Origin of the sequence: Mesorhizobium sp. M1348 (assembly GCF_040317925.1) — a bacterium.
In the GTDB taxonomy this organism is placed as follows: Bacteria; Pseudomonadota; Alphaproteobacteria; order Rhizobiales; family Rhizobiaceae; genus Mesorhizobium.
The window spans coordinates 1-1,920 of sequence record NZ_JAMYLH010000073.1 but is presented as its reverse complement, the minus strand read 5'-3'; the positions used below and the strand labels follow the sequence as shown (position 1 = coordinate 1,920).

Annotated in this window: 2 protein-coding genes; both read left to right on the top strand. The window is 63.6% G+C overall.

Features of this window, described 5'->3' with window-relative positions:
• Positions 1-145: 145 nt before the first annotated feature.
• Positions 146-340 (top strand): IS66 family insertion sequence element accessory protein TnpB, encoded by a 195-nt coding sequence (tnpB, locus tag NKH13_RS35455; RefSeq protein WP_352875106.1) that lies wholly within the window; start codon positions 146-148, stop codon positions 338-340.
• A gap of 73 nt (positions 341-413) precedes the next feature.
• The coding region (tnpC, locus tag NKH13_RS35450) for an IS66 family transposase (protein ID WP_352917478.1) at positions 414-1,920 on the top strand (1,507 nt) is incomplete at its 3' end.

The window sequence follows — 1,920 nt, the reverse complement described above, 5'->3', positions numbered from 1 at the left end:
AGGCAAGCTGGGTTTGGCCGACCCGAAAGGGGTCAGGGCGGCTCCGCCACATAATCTCGCCCGACGCATAAGAACGGTTATGTGGCGCGCCACATAACCGTTCAACGGCGCACTTTATGTATTCCGCGCCAAAAGAGCGGACAGGATCAAGATCGTCTGGTGGGACGGCAGCGGCGTGTGTCTTTATGCCAAGCGGCTGGATGAGGCGAAGTTCTGCTGGCCGCGGATCGGCCACCACCGGGTCCAGCTCAATCATGCTCAGCTCATGGCTCTGGTTGACGGAATGGACTGGAAACGGGTTCGAACGGAGACCGTCAGGCGGCCGCAATCGGTTGGGTAAAACCCTGCGGCATGATGAATCAGGGAGCTGAAAACGCGGGAAAATTGCCCGCGAATATGCTCTGATTTTGGCCATGTCGGCACCCGATCTCGCGCTCCCGGACGACGTTGACGCGCTCAAGGCGATGGTTGTTGCCATGGCCGAAAAAGCCGCCGGTCTGGAAGAGCGTAATGCCGATCTCGAAGCCCACAATACGCATCTCGAGTTGGTCAACAAGAGCGCCGAGCAGCGGATCGCACGACTGACGGCGGTGGTGAAGATGCTGGAGCGGTCGCGCTTCGGCAGCCGCTCCGAAAGGTTGCGGGCCGGTGCGCTGAGCGAGGAGCAGTACGCTCTGGTCTTCGACGAGATCGAAACCGGCGTGGCGGCCATCCAAGCGCAGATGGAGAAGTCTGCGGGCGGCTCGAAAGCGAAGCGCGCCCCGCGCCCTCGCAAAGGCTTTGCGGCCCATCTCGAACGGATCGAGGTGGTCATCGAGCCCGAGACGCCTGCTGGCTGCGAAGCGCTGGAAAAGATCCTGATCGGCGAGGACGTCTCCGAACGGCTCGATGTCACCCCGGCGAAGTTCCGGGTGATCGTCACGCGTCGCCCCAAATATGCCTACAAGGGTTGGGACGGCGTCATCCAGGCAGCCGCGCCCGCCCGCATCATCGAAAGCGGCATTCCGACCGAAGCGCTGCTGGCGCAGATCGCGGTGTCGAAATACGCCGATGGCCTGCCGCTCTACCGCCAGGAAGCGATCTATGCCCGCGATCAGGTCGAGATCGACCGGTCACAGATGGCGCAGTGGATGGGCAAGCTCGGGTTCGAGCTCGAGCCGCTCGCCGATTACGCACTGACCCGCATCAAGCAGGGGGAGCGGGTCTTCGCCGATGAGACCACGCTGCCAACGCTGGCGCCGGGATCTGGCAAGGCCAAGACGGCCTACCTCTGGACCTATGTCCGCGATGATCGGCCCTTTGGCGGCAGTGGACCGCCCATTGTTGTCTATCGCTTCGAGGACAGCCGCGCCGGCGAATGTGTTGCCCGTCATCTGGACGGCTATCGCGGGATCCTGCAAGTCGACGGATACGCCGCCTATAACCGGCTGGCCCGATCCGATCGGGGCAACGACGGCGTGACGCTGGCGGCGTGCTGGTCGCACGTGCGGCGCAAGTTCTACGAACTGCATGCCGCAGGCTCCTCCGTTATCGCCTCGCAGACGGTGGCGCAGATGGCCCCACTGTGGGCCGCCGAGGAGGCCGTACGCGGCCAGGACCCGGCAGTACGGATAACTGCGCGTCAGGAGAAATCCGCCGCCGTCGTTGCCGCTCTCTTTGCGCTGTGGGAAAAGGAGCTGCCGAAGCTGTCGGGAAAATCGAAGCCCGCCGAGGCGATCCGCTATGCGCTCGGCCGGCGTGCCGCGCTGGAGCGCTTCCTCACCGACGGCCGCATCGAAATCGACTCCAACACCGTCGAGCGCGCCATCAGGCCACAGGCCATCTCGGGGTCATTCTGCCCATGTTGGGCAGGAGGTCGAGGTCCATTACCGTTGGCACCCGTATTTCGGACATCGGCTTCGCTGCGAGAACAGCGAAGAG